The following is a 21,222-nucleotide window of genomic DNA, read 5'->3' as shown; positions in this document are numbered from 1 at the left end:
TCCCGATCAAGGAGAAACACAATGGCTAAGCTCAGCACCGAAGAGCTGCTCGACGCGTTCAAGGAGCTCACCCTCATCGAGCTCTCCGAGTTCGTGAAGGCGTTCGAGGAGACCTTCGACGTCACCGCCGCCGCCCCCGTGGCCGTGGCCGGCCCCGCCGCCGGTGGCGCCGCCCCCGCCGAAGAGGTCGAGGAGAAGGACTCGTTCGACGTCGTCCTCGAGGCCGCCGGTGACAAGAAGATCCAGGTCATCAAGGTCGTCCGCGAGCTCACCTCGCTCGGCCTCGGCGAGGCCAAGGCCGTCGTCGACGGTGCTCCCAAGGCCGTGCTCGAGGGCGCGAACAAGGAGACCGCCGAGAAGGCGAAGGCTGCCCTCGAGGAGGCCGGCGCTTCGGTGACCCTGAAGTAATTCAGGTCGCCTACGCGATCAACGAAGGCCCGGATGCCATGGCATCCGGGCCTTCGTCGTTCCCAGTGGGGTGAAACCCGGCGTCGAGAAGGGCGAGACGGAAGTTCACCAACTGGAAACATTCGAGCCTGCGAATCAGCTATGCGGATCGTTTACGGTCGTGGAGACCCCCGTCGATCCCTCTCCGGCGCTCTGCGTCGGCTTCGCAGGAGACTCATGCCCACCGTGCACTCACGGCTGCGTTCGCGCCGCTTCACGTCCGCGCTCAGCGCCGCCCTCGGCGTCGCTCTGCTCGGCTCCGCTCTCGTCCCCCCTGCCGCCGTCGCGGCCGAAGGCCCCCGGGTGGTGATCAACGAGGCCTACCTGAAGGGCGGGAGCGCCGGCGCCGCCTACAGCCAGAAGTTCGTCGAGCTGTACAACGCCGGAGACACCGCCCAGGACCTCAGCCAGTGGTCGCTGCAGTACCGCTCGGCCAGCAGCACCGCTGCTCCGACCGGCGCGAACACTCAGACGCTCAGCGGTTCGATCGCCGCCGGTGCGTACTACCTGATTGGCTTGCCGGGCAACGGCACCAACGGTGAGGCGCTTCCCGCCGCCGACGTGACGAGCACGGGCCTGAACCCGTCGGGCACCACCGGACAGCTGTGGCTCGCCAACGTCACGGAGTCTCTCGCGCTGCCGGCGGGATCGGTGAACGATGCCCGCGTGGTCGACTTCCTCGGCTACGGCGCCGGTGTCGCGTTCGAGACCGCGGCGGCCACCGTGAACGGCGGCAACACCACGCCGAACTCGCTGGTGCGCACCGACTTCGTCGACACCGACAACAACTCCGCGGACTTCACCAACGCGACGACGATCACGCCGCAGGGCTCCGGATCGACGACGCCTGACCCCGAGCCCACGGGTACCCCGACGGCCACGCCTACCGCCACGCCGACGGCGACGCCCACCCCGACCGCGACGCCGGGGACCGTGGTGTCGATCCGCGACATCCAGGGCACCGGCGCCGCGACGCCGCTGCTCGGTCAGACCGTGACCACCCGCGGTGTCGTCACCGCGGCGTACCCGACCGGTGGGTACAACGGCTTCTACATCCAGACCGCGGGCACCGGCGGCGCCGCCGACGCCTCGCGCACCGCGTCGGACGCGGTGTTCGTCTGGGGTTCGCGCGCCACCGCGAAGGTCGCGATCGGCGACCACGTCGAGGTGACCGGCACCGCGAGCGAGTTCAACGGCCTCACGCAGCTGCAGTCCGACGCCGACCTCGTCTCGGTCCTGACCGAGGCCGCGGAGCCCGTGACGCCGACCGCGCTGAGCTGGCCCAAGACCGACGAGGAGCGCGAGCGCTTCGAGGGCATGCTCCTCGACCCGCAGGGCGACTACACGGTCACCAACACGTACACGACCAACCAGTACGCCGAGGTCGGCCTCGCCGCCGGCACGACGCCCCTGCGCACGCCCACGGACGTTGCTCGCCCGGCCACGCCCGAGTACGTCGCGGCCGTCGCCGACAACACTGCCCGCGCGGTCGTCCTCGACGACGGTGCGTCGCTCAACTTCCTCTCGACCGCCAAGGACGTTCCGCTGCCGTACCTTTCGCTCACCGCCCCGGTGCGTGTGGGGGCCGCGGTCGACTTCACCAAGCCGGTCGTGCTCGACTACCGCAACAGCGCCTGGAAGTTCCAGCCGACGCAGCAGCTCACGGCCGACCGCGCCGCCGAGGTGCAGCCCGCCACGTTCGAGAACGATCGGACCGCCGCACCCGCGGAGGTCGGTGGCGACGTGCGCATCGCGAGCTTCAACGTGCTCAACTACTTCACGACGACGGCCGAGGCCGTCGGCTGCACCTCGGTGTACCGCGACCGCGAGGGCAACGCCATCACGGCGAACCGCTGCCCCGACTCCGGTCCGCGAGGCGCGGCGAACGACGTGAACCTTCAGCGCCAGCAGGCGAAGATCGTCGCCGCCATCAACGCGCTCGGCGCCGATGTCGTGTCGCTCGAAGAGATCGAGAACTCCGCGGAGTTCGGCAAGGACCGTGATGCGGCGCTGTCGACCCTCGTCGCCGCGCTGAACACCGCGCTCGGCCAGGAGGAGTGGGCCTTCGTCGCCTCGCCGTCGGCTCTGCCGGCGTCGGAGGACGTCATCCGCACCGCCTTCATCTACAAGAAGGCCGCGGTCGCACCCGTCGGTGACAGCGTGATCCTCGATGACCCCGCCTTCGCCAACGCCCGTCAGCCGCTCGCTCAGGTGTTCGCGCCGGTGGATGACGCGGATGCCACGTTCCTCGCGATCGTCAACCACTTCAAGTCGAAGGGCGACAGCACCCCGGCGGCCACGGGTGACAACGCCAACGGCGTGCAGGGTGCCTTCAACGGCGACCGCGTGCGTCAGGCGCAGGCTCTCGTGAGCTTCGCCGACCAGCGCGCCACCGCAGCCGGTACCGACGACGTCTTCCTCATCGGAGACTTCAACGCCTACACGCAGGAGGACCCGATCCAGGTCTTCCGCGACGCTGGCTACGAGAGCCTCGGAGCCAGCACGGGCAAGTACTCGTACTCGTTCAGCGGTCAGTCCGGCTCGCTCGACCACATCCTCGCGTCGGAGTCGGCGCAGGAGCTGGTCACCGGCACCGACGTCTGGAACATCAACGCCGTCGAGGCGCTGGCGCTCGAGTACAGCCGGTACAACTACAACGCGACGAACTTCTACGACGCCTCTCCCTACCGTTCCAGCGACCACGACCCCGTGGTCGTCGGACTGGACCTGTCGAACACCACCGAGGTCAACCTGATCGGCATCAACGACTTCCACGGTCGTATCGACGCCAACACGGTGAAGTTCGCCGGTACCGTCGAGCAGCTGCGCGCCCAGTACGGCGATGCCAACTCGCTCTTCCTCTCCAACGGTGACAACATCGGCGCCTCGCTGTTCGCCTCGGCGTACTTCAACGACGAGCCCACGCTCGACGTGCTGAACGCGCTCGACCTGGCGGCATCCGCTGCCGGCAACCACGAGTTCGACCGCGGCGCCGACGTCCTGACCGGCGAGGTGTCCGAGGAGGCGAACTTCCCGTACCTGGCCGCGAACGTGTTCCGCGACGGAAAGCCGCTGCTTCCCGAGTTCGCCATCGTCGAGGTCGACGGCGTACGCGTCGGCGTCATCGGCGCGGTGACGCGTGAGACGTCGCAGCTCGTCTCGCCCGGTGGCATCGAAGGGGTCGAGTTCCGCGAGCCGGTGGCCGAGGTCAACCGCGTGGTCGCCGCGATCAAGGACCAGGTCGACGTGATCGTGGCGCAGTACCACGAGGGCGCGGCGCAGGGTGAATCGACGAAGACGACGATCGAGCAGGCCGTCGCCGCCGGTGGCGCGTTCGCGAAGATCGTGAACGAGACGGATGCCGCGGTCGACGCGATCTTCACCGGTCACACGCACCAGAAGTACGCGTGGGACGCGCCGATCCCCGGCGCCGAGGGCACCCGCCCGATCGTGCAGACGGGAAGCTACGGCGAGAACATCGGCCAGATCGTCCTGACTGTCGACCGTGACAACGGCGAGATCGTCGACTACACCGCCCGCAATGTCAGCCGGCTCGCCGCGGCGACCGTGCCGAACAACCCGGCGCAGACGGCCGAGAACAGCGCCGCTCTGGATCGCGAGCTGATCGCGACCTACCCGCGCGTGGCGGAGGTCGACGCGATCGTTCGTCTCGCCCGGACCGAAGCCGATCGCGTCGGTGCACAGCCGGTGGGATCGGTGACCGCCGACATCACCACCGCCTTCCGCGGCGGCGCGTACGTCGACGGCGTGTACGCCGGCGGTCAGCGTGACGACCGCTCGAAGCAGTCGGCTCTCGGCGGCCTCGTCGCCGACGCGCTGCGCAGCACGCTCGCCGACCCGGCGCGCGGGGGAGCGGAGATCGCCCTGGTGAACCCCGGTGGGCTCCGTGCCGACCTGCTCCACGGCGAGGATGGCGTCATCACCCTGGCCGAGGCCAACGCGGTGCTGCCCTTCGTCAACAACCTGTGGACGACCACGCTGACCGGTGACCAGCTGCGCCGCGTCTTCGAGCAGCAGTGGGGTGACACGGCCGGTCGTGACCGCGATCTCGCTCTCGGTGTGTCCGAGAACGTGCGCGTCACCTACGACGCGTCGCGGGCTGCGGGGCAGCGCATCACCGGTATCTGGATCGACGGCACGGCGGTCGACCCCGAGCGCGAGTACCGCGTGGCATCGTTCAGCTTCCTCCTGCAGGGCGGTGACGCGTTCACCGTCCTCCGCGAGGGTGCCGACACGCGGGACTCGGGTCTGATCGACCGCGACGGGTGGATCGCCTACCTGAGTGAGAACCTGGGGCTGACGCCCGACTTCACCGCTCGCTCGGTGCAGGTCACGGGGGTCCCCGCCGAGGTGGAGCGCGGGACGACCGCGACCTTCACGGTGTCGAACCTCAACCTCACCTCGCTGGGTGCGCCGGTGAACACCACGCTGTCCGCGGCGATCGCCGAGGGCGAGCCGGTGCAGGCCACCGTCGTCGACGGCAGCGCCACGGTGGTCCTTCCGGTTCCGGCCGGTGCCGCCGAGGCGAGCGTGGTGTCGCTGACGGCTGAGCCGAGCGGGACCACGCTCAGCCTCCCGCTGCGCACGGTGGCCGCTGCCGGCTCCGGCCAGGACGGCTCCGGCCAGGACGGCTCCGGCCAGGGCGGCACCGGCTCGGGCGCGGCGACCGGCTCGGGCTCCAGCTCGAACTCCGGTGCGCTCGCCCAGACGGGTGTGGACGCTGGCTGGATCGGTGCCGGTGTGCTCGCCGCTGCCGCGCTGGCCGGACTCGGCCTGATCGCCCGCCGCCGCGCGGGATCGCGCCAGGCGGACTGAACCACAGAAGAAAGGGGCCCCGGATGCCATGGCATCCGGGGCCCCTTTGTGGTCATCCCGTGCGCGGGGGAGCGGTGGAGGCGCGCACCACCAGGCGTGTCTCCGCCGGAGTGCGGGGCGGGGGGTGGTGGCCGTCGAGGATCGACAACAGGAGACGCGTCGCCTCGACGCCCTGGGCGTCGGGGAACTGTTCGATCGTGGTGAGCGCGAACATCTCGGCGTAGTCGTGGCCGTCGATCCCCACGACGCTGAGCTCGGTGGGCACCGAGATTCCCATGCGGCGCGCCGCGATGATGACCCCGATCGCCACCTCGTCGCACGCGGCGACGACGCCGGTCGGGCGCGAACTGGCATCGGCGAGGAACGAGGCGGCGGCGGCGTACGCGTCGGTGATCGTCAACGTCGAGGGGACGTTGCGGATACGCACCGCCAGCCCGCCGTCGTCCATGGCGGTGCGGTAGCCGATCGAGCGTTCGTCGACGTCGCGCGCCGGCGCATTGGTCGGCGGTGTGCTGCCGACGAAGGCGATGTCGGTGTGTCCCAGGGCGATCAGATGCTGGGTGATGATGCGGGTGATGCCGATGTTGTCGAGTCCCAGCGTCGGGATGCCCGGCAGCGGGTTACCGATGCAGACCGTTGGCTTGTCGATCGCACGCAGTCTCTCCAGATCGGTGTCGCCCGGTTCGAGGGCGACGGCGATGACGCCGTCGAATCGCTTCCGCGCGAGGTACGTCGAGTAGAGGCTCTCTCGATCCCGAGAGCCGGGCTCGGCCACGTACAGGGTGACGTCATACCCCCGGGGGATGAGCGAGCGCTCGACGCCTTCCACGATGGAGCCGAAGTACCACCGATTCACCTTGGGGACGATCAGCGCAATCGTGCGCGTCCTGCCGGTCGCGAGGCTCACCGCGCTGGTGGAGGGGACGTACCCCAGTGAGGCGGCGGCATCCGTCACCCGCTGCTTGGTTTCGTCGGAAACGTATCCGCCACCGGTGAGGGCGCGACTGGCGGTCGACTTCGACACGCCCGCCAGGCGTGCCACATCGGCGATACCACTCATGAGTCGACTCCTGCATCACGACGTCGACCTCAGCGTCGACCTGCATGAGAGTATCCGATTCCCCGACAACATGGAACCGGTTCCCGAGCGCGAATGCTCGGGAATTCCGCGGAAAGACGCAAGTTACCCGTTCGTGATATGCACCCTGTTGCGGATCGCAGGGATTGGGCTTAGCGTTGCCTGGAATCGGTTCCCGACGGGGCCCGATGCACCAACAGTGACTCGATGAGGAGGACCACATGGGCCTGACACAGCGTCGTCGCCTTTTGGCGCCGATTGCCCTGGCCGGCGTTGCCGGCATCGCTCTGGCCGGATGTTCGGGAGGACCCGGCGCCAGCAGCGGGGGCGGCGACGGCGGAGGCGACTCGAACGTCGTCACCGTCTACGGAACGATCTCTGACACCGAAGCCGAACTGCTCGACCAGTCCTGGGCGGACTGGGAGGCCGAGAACGACATCGACATCCAGTACGAGGCGTCGAAGGAGTTCGAGGCGCAGATCGCCGTGCGCGCGCAGGGCGGTAACGCCCCCGACATCGCGATCTTCCCGCAGCCGGGTCTCATGCGCGACATGGCTGCCCAAGGCTTCCTCAAGCCCGCTCCCGAGGCCGTCGTGGCCAACGTCGAGGAGTACTGGTCGGAGGACTGGGCCGGCTACGGCCAGTACGACGGCACCCAGTACGGCGCGCCGCTCATGGCCAGCGTCAAGGGGTGGGTCTGGTACTCGCCGCAGCAGTTCGCCGACAACGGGTGGACCGTGCCGAGCGACTGGCAGGGCCTGCTCGACCTCACCGCCCAGATCCAGCAGACCACCAACACGCCCCCGTGGTGCATCGGCTTCGGTTCCGACGCCGCCACGGGCTGGCCCGGCACCGACTGGATCGAGGACATCGTTCTGCGCCAGTCCGGCCCCGAGGTCTACGACCAGTGGGTCGAGAACGAGATCACCTTCACCGACCCGCAGATCGCCTCGGCGTTCGACGAGTTCGGCAAGATCGCGCTCAACCCCACCTACGTCAACGCGGGCTTCGGTGGCATCGACACGATCGTGACGACGCCCTTCGGTGACCCGGCTACCGCGCTCGTGAACGGTCAGTGCGCGCTGCACCACCAGGCGTCGTTCTACGACGGCTTCATCACCGACGCCGGCGGCACCGTCGCCGAAGACGGCGACATCTGGGCGTTCCTCACCCCGCCCTTCGAGGCCGGCGCGACCGGCAACGTCGTCACCGGTGGTGGCGAGATCGTCGCGGCCTTCAGCGACAGCGAGGCGACCCAGAAGGTGCAGGAGTACCTCTCCAGCCCCGAGTGGGCCAACTCGCGCGTGTCCCTGGGTGGTGTCATCTCCGCCAACACCGGCCTCGACGCCGAGAACGCCTCCAGCCCGATCCTGCAGCAGGCCATCACGATCCTGCAGGACCCGGCGACCACGTTCCGCTTCGATGCCTCTGACCTGATGCCCTCCGCCGTCGGCGCGGGGACCTTCTGGGCCGGGATGAACTCCTTCGTGAACGGCACGCCCACGGCCACCGTTCTGGAGCAGATCGAGGCCGGCTGGCCGTCCAGCTGATCCGGATGCCACGGGGTCGCTCCTCCTCGGAGGGGCGACCCCGTCGGCTCCCCTGAGAGTCCGTCGACGCACTCGAAAGGTTCCCCATGCGCGAATTCTTCCAATGGCTGAGCACCCTCTCGCCGTTCCTGGAGATCCCGATCATCATCGGCGTCTTCGTGGCGGTCGTGGGTCTCATCCTCTTCCTCGTGGAGATCGCCCCGCGTCGCGGGCGCGGATACACGATCGCCCGGCTCGCGGCTTGCGTCGTGACCCCCGCCCTGGTGCTGTGGCTGCTGCAGTCGTACCAATGGGCCATCATCGCGGCCGCCTTCGTCGGTCTCGGCTTCTTCTTCCTCGACATGCGGGCCCGCAAGGGTGCCGGCTCGCTGTTCCAGCTCGTGGCCTTCCTCGCCCCGGCCATCCTGTTGCTCGTGGTGGGTCTCATCGTCCCCGCCGTGCAGACCACCGGTCAGGCCTTCTTCAACCGCACGGGTGACACCTTCGTGGGCCTCGAGAACTTCGTCTGGATCTTCACGCAGCCGCAGGGCGTGCGCGTGGTGGTGAACACCATCGTCTGGGTGGTCATCACCCCGATCGTCTCGACGGTCGCCGGCCTCGCCTACGCCTACTTCATCGACAAGGCGCGGGGCGAAAAGTACTACAAGATCCTCGTCTTCCTGCCGATGGCCATCTCGTTCGTGGGCGCCTCGATCATCTGGCGCTTCATGTACACCAGCCGTCCGGCCGGTCAGGAGCAGATCGGCTTCCTCAACCAGGTCATCGTGTGGCTGGGCGGGCAGCCGGTGAACTTCCTCGCCGTGGAACCGTGGAACACCCTGTTCCTCATCGTCGTGCTCATCTGGGTGCAGACCGGTTTCGCCATGGTCGTCCTCTCGGCGGCGATCAAGGGCGTACCCACCGAGCAGCTGGAGGCCGCCGAGCTCGACGGCACGAACGCGTGGCAGCGGTTCATGAACGTCGTCGTCCCCGGCATCCGGGGGTCGCTCGTGGTCGTGCTGACCACGATCGCGATCGCGTCGCTGAAGGTGTTCGACATCGTGCGCACGATGACCGCCGGCACCAACAACACCTCGGTCATCGCCAATGAGATGTACACGCAGCTGCGCAGCTTCGAGCAGGGCCGTGCGGCCGCCTTCGCGGTGGTGCTCTTCGTGCTCGTCCTTCCGCTCGTCGTCTACAACGCGGTGCAGCTGCGCAAGCAACAGGAGGTCCGCTGATGTCGGCCGTCACCCCCATCGACCTGCCCGTCGACCCCGAGACCCGGGAGGAGCTCACCCGCGGTGAGCGCAAAGCCGAGCGCGGTGTCGCCGCCGGCGCGAAGAGGCGCTTGACCTCTCGCGGCGCCACGATCGCCGCGCTCGTCATCGCCGTGCTGTGGACGTTGCCCACGTTCGGGCTGTTCCTGTCGTCGTTCCGCCCGCAGCAGCTGATCCAGACCACGGGGTGGTGGACGATCTTCCAGAACCCCGGGTTCACGATCGACAACTACGCCACGGCGCTCCAGGCCGGAAACAGCCAGCTCAACATGGCGGGCGCGTTCGTCAACTCCATCGCGATCACGCTTCCCGCCACGATCATCCCGATCACGGTGGCGCTGCTGGCCTCGTACGCCTTCGCCTGGATGGAGTTCCGCGGCCGGAACATGCTGTTCATCCTCGTGTTCGCGCTGCAGATCGTGCCGATCCAGATGGCGCTGATCCCGCTGCTCCAGCTGTTCTCGGGCGGCACGATCTTCGGCATCCCGATGATCCAGGGAATCGGCCAGGCCGGCTACGCGCAGGTCTGGATCGCGCACACGATCTTCGCCCTGCCGCTGGTGATCTTCCTGCTGCACAACTTCATGTCGGAGATTCCGCGCGATGTCATCGAGGCGGCGCGCGTGGACGGCGCCGGCCACGGGCAGATCTTCTTCCGGATCATCCTGCCGCTGACGATGCCGGCGGTCGCGTCGGTCGCGATCTTCCAGTTCCTGTGGGTGTGGAACGACCTTCTGGTGGCGTTGATCTTCGCCGACGGAAACGTCGCTCCGATCACCAAGCTCCTGGCCGAGATGACCGGAAGCCGCGGGCAGGACTGGTACCTGCTCACCGCGGGGGCGTTCATCGCGATCCTCATTCCGCTCACGGTCTTCATCGCCCTGCAGCGGTTCTTTGTCCGGGGCCTGCTCGCCGGCTCGACGAAGGGCTGAGCTCGAGAAACAACGAAGGGCGTGGCATCCGGATCACGGATGCCACGCCCTTCGGTCGTGCGAGGGAACTCAGCCGGCGCAGGCCAGGCGCGTCTGGATGCTGCGCATCGCGTCGATCTCCGCGGACTGGCCGGTCACGATCGCCTGGGCCACTTCGCGCACGCGCGGCTCGTCGCCGAGCTCGATGACGGCCTCGGCCATGGGAATCGCGCCCTGGTGGTGGCGGATCATCAGCTCGAGGAAGAGGCAGTCCGCGGGCTGTCCCTCGAGCGCGCGGAGCTGGTCGAGCTCGGCATCCGACGCCATGCCCATCTCGGCGAGGAGCTCGTCCTGCGACAGCGCGGCGGTGTCGCCGTGGCTGTGCTCTCCGGACGCTTCCATCCACGCCATGAGGGGCTGCGACGACGCCTGCGGGAGACCCCACTCGACGAGCCACCCGAACATCTCGCCGCGCTGGCCGGACTGGGCGGTGGCGATGTCGTATGACAGCACGCGCAGTTCGGGGTCGGAGGTCTTGCGGTAGATCTCCATCGCCATGAGGACGGCCTGGGTGTGGTGCACCTGCATATCGCGGGCGAAGCCCGCATCCGCGGAGGTGGTCGTGGGTGTGGCGGGAGTCGCCGTCGCCCCGAACGCGGTGAATCGTCCGACGGCGAAGGCGACCGCGAGCAGGGCGACCACGGCGACCGCGAGGACGATCCGCCGCGCCGCCGGCCGGGCGACCGGGGCGTCGTCGCTCATGTCAGGCCTTGCCGGGGCCGTTGACCGCGCCCGAGCACGTGGCGTTGGGCTCGGGAACGTTCTGGCTGCGCCAGAACTCGGTGAAGAACTCCGTGATGCGCGGGTCGGCGGGGTCGTCGACCTTGAGCTGGTGGTTCCAGCCGCTCACGGCGACCGGGGTGTCCAGGCCGGGGTACGGCGAGAGGATGGCGTAGCTGGAGGGCATGACCGATTCCAGTGCCTCGATGCCGGCGGCGTCGACGCGCTCCGGGTCGTAGGTGATCCAGACGGCACCGTGCTCGAGCGAGTGCACCGCGTTTTCGTTCTGCTGCGGTTCGGTGTACACGCCGCAGTTGAGCCAGTACGGGTTGTGCGGTCCGCCGGCGGGCGGGGTCTGCTCGTAGGTGACCGTGCCCTCGACGTGGTCGGCCTCGTTCTCGAAGGTCTGCACGCCGTCGATCTCGCGACCCGTGCTGTTGCCGGCCTCGTAGCTGGGCGGCGGAGCGGGGGCGAACACGATGGATGCCACGACGATGCCGATCACGGCGACGGCCGCGGTCGATCCCACGACCCACCAGACGAGCTTGCTCCGCCTGCGGCGCGCGATCTGCTTCTGGTAGTCGGCCAGCTTCTCTTGCCGCTTCTGCTCGCGCTGCTGCTTGACGGTGAGGTTGATGTCGGCCTGCGTCGCGGGGTTGCCGCTCGTGCGCTTGTCGGGGGAGGGGCTCATGCGTTCTGTGCTGTCTCTCTCTGGCGGCGGGAGGCATCGGTCCGGTCCGATGGCCCCCAGCCTATGCGGATGAATGCGACGGCGGCCTGGGAGGAACCCGCGAGCCGGGATGGTGGGGAACCCGCGCCGCGCGCTAGTATGACGATGTCGAATCGATTCGAGGTTCGATGATCCCCCCTCGATTTCAGCCCGGCCCGTGCCGGGCCGTCCGTGTTGCGAAACGAACTGACTGACGTGCTCGATACTGCCTCTCATCCCGTGATCCCTCCGACCGACCGCCGCGAGCACCCCGCCTCGGGGGCGATCCGCGCGCTCGGGAGCAATCCGGCGACCGCCCCGGTCGTGCTGCACCCGGGCGACAGCATCCCGGCCGCCCGGCGTGTGCTTTACATCGTGCTGCTCGGGGCGCTGACCGCGCTCGGTCCGTTCACGATCGACCTCTACCTGCCGGCGTTCCCGATTCTCGAGGCCGATTTCCAGACCTCGGCGGCGGCGATCCAGCTCACGCTCACGGGCACGATGGTCGGCTTCGCCCTGGGGCAGCTCATCGTCGGACCCCTCAGCGACAAGGTCGGCCGCCGCATCCCGCTGTTGATCGTCACCGCCCTGCACGTCGCCGCGAGCGTGTTCGCCGCTCTCGCGCCCACCCTGGGGACGCTGTCGATCGCCCGCGTGCTCATGGGCGCGGGTGCCGCCGCGGGTGGCGTCGTGGCCGCCGCGATCGTGCGCGATCTCTTCGGCGGCCGCCGCTTGGTCGTGATGCTGTCGCGCCTCGCGCTGGTCTCGGGTGTCGCGCCGGTCCTCGCGCCCCTGGCCGGGTCGATCCTGCTCACCGTGATGCCGTGGCGCGGCATCTTCTGGGTGCTGGCCGCCTACGGCGCGGTCATGCTGGTGTCGGCCATCATCTTCATTCCCGAGACCCTGCCCGCCGCTCGTCGTGGCGGTGCCGGCTCCACCACCGTGTGGCAGCGGTATGCCAGCGTCTTCCGCGACCGCGTCTTCATCGGGGTCTTGGTCATCGGGGCAATGACCTTCAGCGGTCTGTTCTCGTACCTGTCGGCCTCGTCGTTCCTCTTTCAGCAGAGCTACGGATTCGACGCTCAGCAGTACGGTCTGCTGTTCGCCGCGAACTCCGTCGGTCTCGTGATCGGCGTGCAGGTGGCATCCCGTCTGGCGGCGCGCTTCGGCCCGCAGTGGGTGCTGGCGTTCTCGACCGCGTCGCTGGTGCTGTGGGCCACGGTCATCGTCGTCTTCGACCAGCTGGGCTTCGGGCTGTGGGGCACGATCGTGCCGCTGTTTCTGTTCATGACCTCGTGCGGGTTCACGTTCCCGTGCGCGCAGGTGCTCGCCCTCGACCGCCACGGCAAGGCCGCGGGCACGGCGCAGTCGATCATCGGCGCGGCGAACTTCGGTATCGCCGGTGTCATCTCGCCGGTGGTCGGGCTGCTGGCCACCGGCTCGGGCATCACCGCCACGACGATGGCCTCCGTGATGGTCGGGTGCGCCGTCCTCGGCGTTCTCGCGCTGTGGCTGCTCGTGCGTCCCCGGACCGTCGAGCGCCTCGCTCCGTGACCGGAGCGAACAGTAGCAGAGCGTCTCGCGGAGTTCCGCTGCCCCGTCGGGGCGGGCATCATGGGCCGATGGACCTCGATTCCGACCGTGTGCCGCCGCTGATGGTGCGCTTCGAACGCGCCTGGGGCCTGGTCGGTCTCGTGCTCATCGCTCTGGCGTGCGGATTGGGCGCCTGGGTGTACGTCCGAGGTGCCAGCCCGTTCACGCTCGACGTGTGGTGGAACCAGCTCTTTGCGGGCGCCCCGTCACCGGCGCTCCTCTCTTTCGCGCTGGTGATGAACCAGATCGGCGGGTACGTGACCGCGATCCTCATCGTTCCGGTCGGGGGCGCGCTCGCTCTCGTGCTGATCGGTCGTCGCTGGGCCGCGCTGTACTTCCTCGCCGCCGTGGCCGCCAGTGCGCTGCTGGTCCAGGTGCTCAAACAGACGTTCGGTCGGGCCCGACCGCAAGACATCCTCGTGCTCTCGGACTACGGCTCGTTCCCCTCGGGGCACACCGCGAACGCGGCGACCCTCGCGATCGTTGCGGGCATCATCTTCCCGTCGATCTGGGTGCGTCTGGTCGGCGGTGCGTGGATCGTGCTGATGGCGTTCAGCCGCACGTACCTGCACGCCCACTGGCTGTCCGACACCGTCGGCGGAGCGCTCGTCGGCGCGGGAACGGCCCTCCTCCTGGCCGCGCTGTTCTCGCACCTGCGCACGCGCGACGATGACCGGCTCGCGCTCCGGCGTGCTCGATCGCCGCGAGATGCCGCGTCCCCGACCGGGTCCTGATGTACTCGGTCGGCACGTTGGTGACACTCGGATAGGGAGAAGGCCTCCACGATTGGTGGTGTCTAACGTCACCGAAGTGGAGGCCTTCTCTTGGTCCACCGTAATGCGCGGCTCACTGTCATGGGCCGTCTGATTCTCGTGCGCCGGGTCCTCGCCGGCCGACCTGTTTCACATGTCGCGAAGGAGATGGGCGTCTCGCGACAGTGTGCCCATCGCTGGCTTGTCCGCTACCGTGCGGCGGGCGAGGCGGGACTGTCGGATCGGTCCTCGCGTCCCATCTCGTCGCCGACGGCGACTCCCGTGGCGACAGCGGCCGCCGTTGTCGAGCTGCGCTCGCGGGAGCGGCTCGGGCGCGACGATATCGCCCGCCGTTGCGGTGTCAGCCCGCGCACAGCCTCCCGGTTGATCGCGAGGGCGGGCCTTCCGGCGTTGCATGAGCTGGACCCGGTCACGGGGATCGCGTTGCGCGCATCGCGGCGCACCCAGATCCGTTACGAGCGCGCCACCCCGGGGGATCTGATCCACATCGACGTCAAGAAGCTCGGCCGCATCCCCGCCGGTGGCGGCTGGCGCTCCCAGGGTCCTGACTTCATCGATCACAACCACGGCAGGGACCGCCGGGTGAAGCTCGGGTTCGACTACGTCCACGTCGCCGTCGACGACCACTCCCGACTCGCGTTCGCGCAGATCCTCCCCGATGAGAAGGGCACCACCTGCGCGGCGTTCCTCGCCGCCGCGGCGGAGTTCTACGCCCGCCACGGCATCCGGATCCGCGAGGTCATGACCGACAACGCCAAGAACTACACGGTTTCGGCCACGTTCCAGGGGCAATTGGCCGCACTCGGCGCGAAACACATCACGACCAGGCCGCACTGTCCCTGGCAGAACGGCAAGGCTGAACGCTTCAACCGCACCATGCAGGACTACTGGGCCTACCGCGCCCCCTACGTCTCTAACCAGCATCGCGCTGAAGCGCTCGCACCCTGGCTCGAGCACTACAACTACGATCGACCACACACCGCCTGCGGCGGCCGACCTCCGATCAGCCGACTGTCACCAACCTCATGACCGAGTACACCTAGACCGGCCGGGGACACGTCGCGTCTCAGGGGCGGCGCAGCTCCAGGGGCATCGTCGAGGTGTCGATGAGCGGATCCTCGTCCTGGCGGGCGACGACGGCCTCCGCCTCGGCGGGTGTCTCCACCGCCGGCACCGAGCCCAGCAACGGGCGCCGGGCGGTCTCGCGCATCGACAGCAGAGCGATGAGTCCCAGGGCGGCGAAGAACATGATGTAGAACGCCGGCATGAGGGTGTTGCCCGTCCACTCGATGAGCGCCTGGCTGAACAGCGGGGTCGTGCCGCCGAAGAGCGACACCGCGATGTTGTACGCCACGGCCATCGCCCCGAAGCGCGAGGCGGTGGGGAAGAGGGCCGGCAGAGCGGATGCCGAGATCGCGACGTAGAACGCCACCGGGACCGCCGCGAGGAACAGGGCGATGATGACCGCCCACAGCTCACCGATCTGCATGATGAGGAAGGCCGGGACGAGCAGCACCAGCGCGGAGGTCGCGGCGATGGCGTACACGGGCTTCCGTCCGATCCGGTCGCTGAGCTTCCCGATGAAGGGGAGCACCGCCGACATCACCAGCAGCACCGGCACCGTGGCGATGGCCGCACCGAGGTTGGAGATGCCGACCTCCGTTTCGAGGTAGGTCGGCATGTAGCTGGTGAGGGCGTACCCGGCGGAGTTCGTCGCGGCGACCAGGGCGATGCCGATGAGCAGGGCGCGCCAGTGGTGGCGCACGATGCCGGCGAGACCCTGGCGGGCCATCGGGTCGTCGGACCCGACCTCCTGCGCGGCCTCGACGGCGTGCGCCTGCTCGAACGAGGGGGTCTCGGGGATGCGGAGGCGGAAGTAGATCGCGACGATGCCGAGCGGGATGGCGAGGAGGAACGGGATGCGCCACCCGTACTCGACCATGGCGTTCTCTCCCGAGATCGCGGTGGTGACGGCGGTCGTGATCGCCACGACCGAGGCACCGGCGGCGAACCCGACGTACGAGCCGACGTCGAGCCACGACGACCAGAAGCCGCGGGAGCGGTCGGGGGAGAACTCCGAAACGTACGTGGTCGCTCCGGCGTACTCGCCACCGGTGGAAAAGCCCTGCACCATCTTGAGCAGGTACAGCGGCACGATCGCCCAGAGGCCGATCGCCGCGGAGGTCGGGAGCATGCCGATGAGGGCCGTGGCGGCGGCCATCATGGCCATCGTGAGGAAGAGCACCTTCTGGCGACCGATGCGATCGCCCAGGGGGCCCAGAACGAATCCGCCGAAGGGGCGGACGAGGAACGAGATGGCGAAGCCCAGGAGGGTCACGAGCAGACCCCAGGGTTCGGGAAGGTCGGAGGTGAAGACGACCGCGAGGGTCACCGCCAGGTAGCCGTAGATGCCGAAGTCGAACCACTCCATGAAGTTGCCGACCACGGTGCCGCCGATGGCGGTACGGACGCGCTTCTTGTCGACGACGATGACATCGTCGACCTCGAGTCGGGGGGTGTCAGGTGCCGCGGGAATATGCTGGCTCATACTTCTACCCCTACCCCGATCGCGCGGCCTTTTCCAGCCGCTCGGGCTGCGTGGGGCGGGTGTGGTATTCCCCCGCTCAGGAGAACGACAGTGTCTGATCACCCCAGGCGCGGCGGAGTCCGCCGTCGAGGTCGTCGACGACGAGGTCGTGACGGTCGATCACGAGCGTCGCACGGGCGTGCGGCCCCTCGACGGTGAAGGGCGGCCACACGGGGGCGTTCGGCGCATCGGGTTCCTCGCCCCGCGCGAACGCGGTCCACCGCGACTGCATCCGCGCGGAGATCAGCTCAGCGACACGGTGTCCGCCGAGGCGGAAGGTCATGTCCTTCGGCCCGCTCACGAGGTTGCCCCAGAGGTACGGAAGCTCCGTCGCGTGCGTCGCGCCGAGGCCGATGAGGCGCAGGAACGGCGACGCGTGGTCGAAGCGGTACAGCCACACCGGTGCCGCGGCCGCGTGTCCCTCGGCGATCCACAGCGTCGGGAGGCGGAAGCCGATGTCGCGCGCGACGCCCAGGCCGATCGCGCGGTGCCGCACGTGTTCGTACGCCGTGAGCACCTGCTCGCGGGTGGGCAGTTGCACGGCGGGATTCTCGGCGGCCATGTCGGCGAACATCTGGTCGATGCGGTCGCCCGTGATGGGGATGAGCGGTGACTTCATGAACGAGAACAGCGACGCTTCGTCTTTGTTCGTGCCGATGAGCAGGGGCACGGGGATGCCGCGCCCCTCGCGCAGCACCGTGACCGGCGCCTCGGGAAGAAGGTCGCCGTCGACGACGGGGGCGAAGGCGAGCGTGCCGGGGTCGGTCGTGGGGACCGCCGCGTAGACGGCCTTGCCCGCCTCGACGATCGCGTCGGCAGAGGTCGACCGCAGCGCATCGGGTGCGCCCGCGTCGGTGGGGTCGATCCCGAGCTGGGTCAGGAACTGCTCGGCCACCCTCTGGGCGCGGTCGACGCCGTAGACGCTCGACGCGGGTGAGGACTGGGCGATGGCGCGGTGGAACAGGCCCGCGGCCGACGGGGTGGCCAGGAGCGTCGTGACCAGACCGCCGCCCGCGGATTCGCCGAACACCGTCACGCGAGCCGGGTCGCCGCCGAAGGCGGCGACGTTGCGCTGCACCCACCGCAGGGCCAGCAGCACGTCTTTGAGCGCGAGATTGCCGTCGAACCCGGCGCCGGGCACCGCGTGCGACAGGTCGAGGAACCCCAGGGCACCGAGGCGGTAGTTCACCGTCACGACGATGACGTCGCCCGAGGACACCATCGACGTCGCGTCGTAGAGCGGCTGGCTGGACGAGCCGAAGGTGTAGGCGCCGCCGTGCAGCCACACCATGACCGGGCGCGGCGCCTCGGCGGCCTCGGCGGGCGCCCACACGTTCAGCGAGAGGCAGTCCTCGTCGAGCACCGCATCCTCGCCGAGCGGGATCGCCGGGTTCGCCGGTTGCGGGCACGCGGGGCCGAAGGCCGTGGCATCCGTCTCGCCGTCGGCATCCGGCGCCGCGATCGGGTCGCGCCAGCGTAGTTCGCCCACGGGCGGCAGGGCGAAGCGGATGCCACGCCACGACAGCACCCCGCGCTCGAGGAGGCCGCGGAAGGTTCCGGCGGGGGCGGCAGCGACGGTGGGGTCGGAGGAGGGGGTGTGCATGGGAGTCCTCACGCGGTCAGCTGGTGGATCAGGTGTCCGGCTTCCGTGGCGGCGAGCACGGCGAACAGCACGGTCATGATGATGGCGTTGTGCGCGATCATCTCGTTCTTCAGGCGCTCCAGGGAGTGGACGATGCGGGGCAGGCCCGTGGCGCCGAGGAGCGTCGGGATCACGAGGGTGAGCGACCCCGCGACAGCGAGGGCGAGGCACAGCAGCACCGTGACGGCGACGGGGAGGTGGGCGTTGCCGAGGAGGGCGCCGCCCTTGAGCTCCAACGGCACGTTCTTGCTGTTGGTCACGGCCATGAGCACGCCGAGTCCGACGGCGCGTCCGGGGGTGATCGTGTCCACCGCCGCCAGCCACGAGGGGACGGTCGGCGCCGCTCCGGGCTTCGGGCGACCCCGCCAGCTCATGACCGCGAAGACCGTGAACCCGACGGTGAGGAGCGCGGTGAGCACGAGAACGACGATCTTGCCGCCCGTGCCCTGCGACGCCGCCGAGGCGCCCGCCGATGTCGCCGCGCCGATTGCGACGACGGCGACGGTGACCAGGAGGAAGCCGGCGGTGTACGCGGGTGCGGCTGTGCGGCCGCGCGCCGAGAGAAGGATCGCGACGACGGCGACGATCGGCAGCGGCGAGATCGCCATGCCGACGGCCAGGGGCAGGAGAGAGGACAGCTCGGACATCGGTGCCGACGCTAGTCCCCGTTCGAAACGCCCCCGCGAAAATGGTCGGTCGACACGACAGAACCGGATGCCGCGGTGTCGTGCGCGACCGCGAAGACCGCCTCGAGCACGGCGGTGTCTGCCGCCGCCGTGAGTCGCGCACCGAGGAGGTGCGCGCGCGAGTCCGCGCGCAGCCGCGCCCGGGGCGACGGTGCGCCGGGGGACATCACCCGCACGCGAAGGCGCGGGCCCGCCGCGGTGGGGGTGATCCGCACCTCGATGTCGGCGGTGCGGACGCGGGCGTGCTTGGCGACGTTCAGCAGCCCCTCAGCGACGACGTCGACGACGTCACGGGCGAGCCCCGGATCGCCGAGGAGCACGTTCCTCGCGTCGTCGCCGATATCGGCGCGCACCGGCATCGCCCGCCCCCAGGTCTGCAGCAGGGGGTCCAGCGGGACGGCCGTCGAGACCGCCGCGGGCGCGTCGAGGGCCCCGCGCACGGCGCCGGCGAGCGGGCGCAGGCCCGCCAGGAACGCCGTGATCTCGGCCTCCGTCGGCTGCGGCTGCTGCAGCGTGAGCCGCACCGCCGCACCCTGCGCGTCGCGATGGAGGAGCTCCGCGGCCTCGTGCAGGCCCGCGCGAACCCGTCGCGTGCCCAGATCGTCGGCGCGCGCCCGTGCGCCGATCGCGGTCGAAAGGCGTCGCCGCTCCACGGTGAGCGTCCGGAGCGCTCCCCGGCCCCGGGCGAGGGCGGCGGAGAGGGCGGGGTACGCGAGAACCGGAATGATCGCGAGGGGGAGAGCGACACCCTGAGCGATCGCCACCGCACCCAGTGCCAGACCCGTGAGCATGGCGCCGGCGAGGAAGACGACGGTGCTGGCCACGTGGCGTCGGCGCAGCACCGCCCGGCGCGCGAGGAGGTCACCGGCGCCGCCGCACACGAGGGCCGCGAGCAGCCCGATCACGAGGTCGAGAGGCGAGACGCTGCGCAGCGCGTAGGGGAGAACGGCGAGGCTGTAGATCGCCGCGGGGAGACCCACGGGGGGAAGACGAAACGGTGTGCCCGCGACGCGCGCCGCGGCGGGGGCCGGGCTCGCGGGCGACGTCGCCGTCAGGCGCTCCTCGGCCCTCGTCGACAGGGCGTGCGCGTGCGCGCGGAGATCGACGGCGAGCGACCGCACCCCCGCGACCGTGGCCGGACGCGGGGCCTCCAGCGCGTCCGCGGCGGCGGCGGTGTCCGCCCGCGCGAGGTCGCTGTACCGACGCACCCGGTCGGCTCCCCCCTCCAGCTGCGCGAGGACCTCGCGCAGCAGCGCGTTGGTTTCGCGCGTGGACCGGGCGAGGTCGACGAGGGCGGCCGTCCCGCCGAGCGCGATCGTCCACACAACGAGGTTGGTCGCCGCCCGCAGCGGGGTGGCGTCGGCCGAGGGGATCGCCAGGCCCAGCGCCTGCGAGACCGCGTCCTGCACCGCCGGTCGAGCGATCGAGGCGACGACGAGCGTCCCCACGACGATGCTCGCGCGAACCGCGCGCCCGAAGACGGCGCGCTCGACGAGGCCGACGAGCGCCCACGCGCCGGCGAACGGCAGCGCCGCCAGCGCGCCCACGGCCAGGCGCTCCCCTTCGGAGAGCGTCTCGGGCAGAGGGGCGAGCACCGTCACGGACACCCCGACGATCGCCACGAAGGTCCACCGCGACACGAACCGCCCGCTCGAGAGCACCGTGCCCACGGCTCGCAGCAGCGCGGTCACGGGGCCGAACCGAACTCCGCCAGATACAGCGCGCTCGCCCGCACACGCGGATTCGTCCCGGGGGTGCGGCCGAGGTCGAGGCGGTCGAAGATCCGACTCACCGTGCGCTCCACGGCGCGCGTCGTCGTTCCCCGCTCCCGCGCGATCTCCTCGTTGGAGCAGCCGCGGGCGATGAGAGCGAGCACGTCGATCTGCCTCTTCGTGAGGCGGGTGAGAGGCGACTGACGCGCCGGGGGAGCGGGCGGCACCGTCGACGACAGCGCCGCCTCGATGGCATCCACCACGACATCGGCCGAGGTCACGTCGAGTTTCGAGACGAACACTGCGCCGCGCGGGCCCTGGCGTCCGGCCGCGGCGACCGCCGCGGGGAAGCTGCTGAGGAAGACGACGGCCAGGTGCGGGGCGAGCCCCGCGAGCATGACGGCCAGCTCCACCCCCGAGGGGCGGGAACCGAGGTCGATGTCGGTGAGCAGAACATCGGGGTCCGTTTCGGTGAAGGCCGAGGTGGCCCCCGCGGCGTCGGCGGCCCCGGTCGCCTCGAACCCTCGGTGCGTCAGCATGTCGCACAGCAGCGCGCGCATCGCGGGCTGATCTTCCACGACGAGCACGCGTCGCACCCACGCGGTCTCCACGGCCTCACCCTAGCGGCGTCAAGCCCCCCTTTTCGGCCGTCGGCGCGC

16 protein-coding genes are annotated in these 21,222 nt (G+C 69.8%); 8 read left to right on the top strand and 8 right to left on the bottom strand.

All coding sequences use genetic code 11. The annotated features are described in order from the left end of the window. Window positions 1-21 precede the first annotated feature (21 nt). On the top strand, window positions 22-408 hold the full coding sequence (gene rplL, locus ACU6WY_RS11580) for a 50S ribosomal protein L7/L12 (protein WP_483819798.1): 387 nt from the start codon (window positions 22-24) through the stop codon (window positions 406-408). Window positions 409-624: 216 nt separating this feature from the next. Then, window positions 625-5,283 (top strand): ExeM/NucH family extracellular endonuclease, encoded by a 4,659-nt coding sequence (locus ACU6WY_RS11575; RefSeq protein WP_483819797.1) that lies wholly within the window; start codon window positions 625-627, stop codon window positions 5,281-5,283. Between the two features lie 52 nt (window positions 5,284-5,335). Here the strand turns inward: ACU6WY_RS11575 and ACU6WY_RS11570 are convergent, their stop codons facing one another. Beyond that, on the bottom strand, window positions 5,336-6,343 hold the full coding sequence (locus ACU6WY_RS11570) for a LacI family DNA-binding transcriptional regulator (protein WP_483819796.1): 1,008 nt from the start codon (window positions 6,341-6,343) through the stop codon (window positions 5,336-5,338). Between the two features lie 239 nt (window positions 6,344-6,582). Here ACU6WY_RS11570 and ACU6WY_RS11565 point away from each other — a divergent pair, with 239 nt between their 5' ends. From ACU6WY_RS11565 to ACU6WY_RS11555, 3 genes are all read left to right on the top strand, one after another. After that, complete coding sequence (locus ACU6WY_RS11565; protein ID WP_483819795.1) at window positions 6,583-7,911, top strand: ABC transporter substrate-binding protein; 1,329 nt, start codon at window positions 6,583-6,585, stop codon at window positions 7,909-7,911. An 86-nt stretch (window positions 7,912-7,997) separates the two neighbouring features. Further along, on the top strand, window positions 7,998-9,131 hold the full coding sequence (locus ACU6WY_RS11560) for a carbohydrate ABC transporter permease (protein WP_483819794.1): 1,134 nt from the start codon (window positions 7,998-8,000) through the stop codon (window positions 9,129-9,131). After that, a complete protein-coding gene (locus ACU6WY_RS11555; protein WP_483819793.1) occupies window positions 9,131-10,102 on the top strand; it encodes a carbohydrate ABC transporter permease in 972 nt (323 codons plus the stop codon). Before ACU6WY_RS11560 ends, ACU6WY_RS11555 begins: the two co-directional genes overlap by 1 nt. A 69-nt stretch (window positions 10,103-10,171) precedes the next feature. Here ACU6WY_RS11555 and ACU6WY_RS11550 read toward each other — a convergent pair whose 3' ends face one another. Further along, window positions 10,172-10,843, bottom strand: a complete 672-nt coding sequence (locus tag ACU6WY_RS11550) for a DUF305 domain-containing protein (protein ID WP_483819792.1) — start codon at window positions 10,841-10,843, stop codon at window positions 10,172-10,174. 1 nt (window position 10,844) lies between these two features. Continuing rightward, the gene (locus ACU6WY_RS11545) at window positions 10,845-11,552 is read right to left on the bottom strand and encodes a DUF3105 domain-containing protein (protein ID WP_483819791.1); all 708 of its coding nucleotides are present in this window, start codon (window positions 11,550-11,552) and stop codon (window positions 10,845-10,847) included. 234 nt (window positions 11,553-11,786) lie between these two features. Here ACU6WY_RS11545 and ACU6WY_RS11540 point away from each other — a divergent pair, with 234 nt between their 5' ends. The 3 genes from ACU6WY_RS11540 (at window position 11,787) to ACU6WY_RS11530 (ending at window position 14,965) form a co-directional block, all read left to right on the top strand. After that, a complete protein-coding gene (locus ACU6WY_RS11540; protein WP_483819790.1) occupies window positions 11,787-13,124 on the top strand; it encodes a multidrug effflux MFS transporter in 1,338 nt (445 codons plus the stop codon). 68 nt (window positions 13,125-13,192) lie between these two features. Continuing rightward, on the top strand, window positions 13,193-13,897 hold the full coding sequence (locus ACU6WY_RS11535; RefSeq protein ID WP_483819789.1) for a phosphatase PAP2 family protein: 705 nt from the start codon (window positions 13,193-13,195) through the stop codon (window positions 13,895-13,897). Window positions 13,898-14,017: 120 nt separating this feature from the next. Beyond that, window positions 14,018-14,965: an IS481 family transposase gene (locus ACU6WY_RS11530; RefSeq protein ID WP_483819788.1), complete on the top strand. Its 948-nt coding sequence runs from the start codon at window positions 14,018-14,020 to the stop codon at window positions 14,963-14,965. Window positions 14,966-15,002: 37 nt separating this feature from the next. On the opposite strand, the gene ACU6WY_RS11525 is transcribed toward ACU6WY_RS11530, so the two are convergent. From ACU6WY_RS11525 to ACU6WY_RS11505, 5 genes are all read right to left on the bottom strand, one after another. Continuing rightward, window positions 15,003-16,484: an MFS transporter gene (locus ACU6WY_RS11525; RefSeq protein WP_483819787.1), complete on the bottom strand. Its 1,482-nt coding sequence runs from the start codon at window positions 16,482-16,484 to the stop codon at window positions 15,003-15,005. Window positions 16,485-16,560: 76 nt separating this feature from the next. Then, entirely contained in the window at window positions 16,561-18,126 is a 1,566-nt protein-coding gene (locus tag ACU6WY_RS11520) for a carboxylesterase/lipase family protein (RefSeq protein WP_483819786.1), read from the bottom strand. A gap of 8 nt (window positions 18,127-18,134) precedes the next feature. Next, complete coding sequence (locus ACU6WY_RS11515) at window positions 18,135-18,812, bottom strand: GAP family protein (RefSeq protein WP_483819785.1); 678 nt, start codon at window positions 18,810-18,812, stop codon at window positions 18,135-18,137. Window positions 18,813-18,823: 11 nt separating this feature from the next. After that, window positions 18,824-20,542 carry a hypothetical protein gene (locus tag ACU6WY_RS11510; RefSeq protein WP_483819784.1) on the bottom strand — a complete coding sequence of 573 codons (1,719 nt, stop codon included), beginning with the start codon at window positions 20,540-20,542 and terminating at the stop codon, window positions 18,824-18,826. Continuing rightward, entirely contained in the window at window positions 20,539-21,174 is a 636-nt protein-coding gene (locus ACU6WY_RS11505; RefSeq protein WP_483819783.1) for a response regulator, read from the bottom strand. Before ACU6WY_RS11505 ends, ACU6WY_RS11510 begins: the two co-directional genes overlap by 4 nt. Between the last annotated feature and the right edge of the window lie 48 nt (window positions 21,175-21,222).

Source organism: Microbacterium sp. ZW3a, from assembly GCF_057167165.1.
The sequence above is the reverse complement of the archived record's forward strand: the minus strand, read 5'-3'. Positions and strand labels throughout refer to the sequence as shown.